This window comes from Bradyrhizobium sp. (assembly GCF_019244115.1).
Lineage (GTDB): Bacteria > Pseudomonadota > Alphaproteobacteria > Rhizobiales > Xanthobacteraceae > Bradyrhizobium.
Genome location: NZ_JAFATE010000646.1, coordinates 1 through 2,862, shown reverse-complemented (window position 1 = coordinate 2,862; position 2,862 = coordinate 1). Strand labels below are relative to the sequence as shown.

Here is a 2,862-nt window from a genome sequence, read left to right as displayed (position 1 = left end):
TCGGCCCAGCCGCCCGTCGCGCAAGAGGCGTTCGGAAAGCTTGCGGCCGACCATGCCGGCCGCGCCCAGAACGAGAATGTGCAAGAGCCAACTCCTTGTTCTTCGTTATCGTGACACGTGGCTCGCTGGCTCGCACGCGCGGCTCTACTCTTTCACGGCCCCGGTCATGGCCGACACATAATGCTCCACGAAGAAGGCGTAAAGGATGACCAGGGGCAGCGAGCCCGCGAGCGCACCGGCCATCAGCGCACCCCAGCGGTAGACGTCGCCATCGACGAACTCATTGACGATCGCGACCGGCACGGTCTTGTGCGGGGTCGATTGCAGGAAGGTGAGCGCGTAGATGAACTCGTTCCAGCACAGCGTGAAGCAGAAGATGAAGGCCGAGATCAGCCCGGGCACCGCGAGCGGCAGCACGATCTTGGTCAAAATCTGCCAGCGGCTCGCGCCATCGATCAGCGCGCATTCCTCGAGCTCGAATGGGATGGTCTTGAAATAGCCCATCAACAGCCAGGTCGAGAACGGGATCAGGATGGTCGGATAGGTCAGGATCAGCGCGAACGGCGAATCGAACAGGCCGTATTGGAACACCACGGTCGACAGCGGAATGAACAGGATCGAGGGCGGGACGAGATAGGCGAGGAAGATCAGCCCGCCGACGACGCTGGCGCCCTTGTAACGCAGGCGCACGATGGCATAGGCGGCCATGACGCTCGCGATGATCGAGAGCACGGTGGCGCAGACGGCGACATACATCGTGTTCCACAGCCAGTGCGGATAATAGCTCTCGAACAGCAGCTTGTGGAAATGCTTCAGCGTCGGGCTCCAGACCCAGAACGGGCTGTAGGTCTCCATGTCGAGCAGCTGGTTGTCCGGCTTCACCGACGTCAGCGCCATCCAGTAGAACGGAAACAGCAGGATCAGGATGATGATCGACAGCGGCAGATAGACCGTCACCAGCCGGCGCGGCAGCGACTGTAGGTAGCTCATGCCTTCGCTGTTATCCACCCTCGCCTGGGTCGACAGAATCCGCTTGAGATCGACTTTCGCAGCCGGGAGGTCAGTCATGGTACGCCTCCTGTCTCACAGCGTCGTCCCGGGCAAGCGAACCCAGAGCGGCGCATCGCGCCGCGATGGGGAGCGCGACCCCGGGACCCATAACCACAGAACGTCGTTGCGATGAAAAATCTTCGCCAGCTCTGATCAATCGAGAGATTCCGCGGTATGGGTCCCTGCGTTCGCAGGGACGACAGCAGGTCAGTCATTGTTCTCTCCCTGCTGCCATTTGCGCTTCTGCAGGCCGAACCAGGACACCATGATCGCGGCGAGCAGGAACGGGATCATCGCGCTCGAGATCGCGGCGCCTTCGCCAAGCTGCCCGGCAATGATCGCGCGCTGATAGGACAGGGTCGCCATCAGGTGGGTTGCATTGACCGGGCCGCCGCGGGTCATCGCCCAGATCAGCTGGAAGTCGGTGAAGGTGAACAGCACCGAAAAGGTCATGACGACGGCGATGATCGGGGTGAGCAGCGGATAGGTGATGTAGCGGAATCGCTGCCAGCTCGAGGCGCCATCGAGCGTCGCGGCCTCGTAGAGCGAGGGCTGCACGGTCTGCAGGCCGGCCAGCAGCGTGATCGCGACGAACGGCACGCCGCGCCAGATGTTTGCGAAGATCACGCAGATCCGCGCCCAGGTCGTGTCGCCGAGGAAATTGATGTTCTGGGTGATCAGGCCGAGATGTTTGAGCGACCAGGAGATGATCGAGAACTGCGAATCGAAGATCCACCAGAATGCCAGCGCCGACAGCACGGTCGGCACGATGAAGGGGATCAGCACCATCGCGCGCAGCATCGCCTTGAACGGCAGGTTCTCGTTCAGCAGCAGCGCGAGATAGAGGCCGATGGCGAATTTGAACGCGCTCGCGATCAGGGTGTAGAACACCGTGTTGAAGATCGACAGCCAGAACACCGCGTCGTCCCACAGCCACTCATAGTTCTCGGTCCCGATGAACTGGCCGACCCGCCCGATCCGGGCGTCGGTGAAGGACAGCCAGATGCCGAGGCCCAGCGGATAGGCCAGGAACAGGATCAGGAAGGCCATCGCCGGCAGCATGAACCAGAGGCCGAGCCAATTCCTGTTGTGCTTGAGCTGCTCCCAATTGGTTGCTTCGCGGATCTGCGGCTTGGGCTGTCCAGCCCGGGGTGCGATTGCAACGTCGGCCATCGGCATATCCTGCAAAAAGGTTGGAGCGGGCAGCCCCTGCCCGCTCCATTATTCCGTTAGCGATAGATGCGCTTCAGCTGCCGCTCGGCTTCGGCGATGGAGCCCTTGGCGTCCTTGGTGCCGGTGCAGTAATTGGCGAACATGTCGACCACGATGAAGTCCGCGATCGCCTGCGCCGCCTTTTCGCCGACCGTGCCGATGCCGGAGGCCGGCAATGTGCGCTTTGAGGCCTGCGAGAACACGGTGTTCTTCGGATCTTCCGTCCACACCTGCGCATTCTCGTAGGCGTTCAGGGTCTGCGTCAGATAGCCCTGAGAGCCCTCCAGCCACTTCTCGAACTGCTCCTTCTCCAGCATGAAGGCGATGAAGGCCTTTGCGGCGTTCGGGTATTTCGTGAAGTTGAAGGCGAGAATCGGCAGCGCCAGCTGGAGCTCACTCGGCTTGCCGACAGGCCCGACCGGATGCAGCGCGTGATAGGTGTCCGCGGCGAGTTCCTTCTTGGTCGGGTCGGTCTTGGCGGCGACATAGATCGAGATGCCGTTGAGGGTGCAGTAAAGCTCGCCGGCGAGGTACGCCTTGTTGTTCGACGAGTCGTTCCACGAGGCGACGCCGGGGATGAAAGTTTCCGAGAGCGTCTTG

At 61.7% G+C, this 2,862-nt stretch carries 3 protein-coding genes; all 3 read right to left on the bottom strand.

What is annotated here, in order from left to right; translation table 11 throughout:
* Positions 1-144 precede the first annotated feature (144 nt).
* Positions 145-1,068 (bottom strand): carbohydrate ABC transporter permease, encoded by a 924-nt coding sequence (locus JOZ76_RS28175; protein ID WP_291704246.1) that lies wholly within the window; start codon positions 1,066-1,068, stop codon positions 145-147.
* 189 nt (positions 1,069-1,257) lie between these two features.
* Positions 1,258-2,223 (bottom strand): carbohydrate ABC transporter permease, encoded by a 966-nt coding sequence (locus tag JOZ76_RS28170; RefSeq protein WP_291704243.1) that lies wholly within the window; start codon positions 2,221-2,223, stop codon positions 1,258-1,260.
* 56 nt (positions 2,224-2,279) lie between these two features.
* Positions 2,280-2,862, bottom strand: a 583-nt coding sequence (locus tag JOZ76_RS28165; protein ID WP_291704241.1) for an extracellular solute-binding protein, incomplete at its 5' end; no start/stop codon positions are given.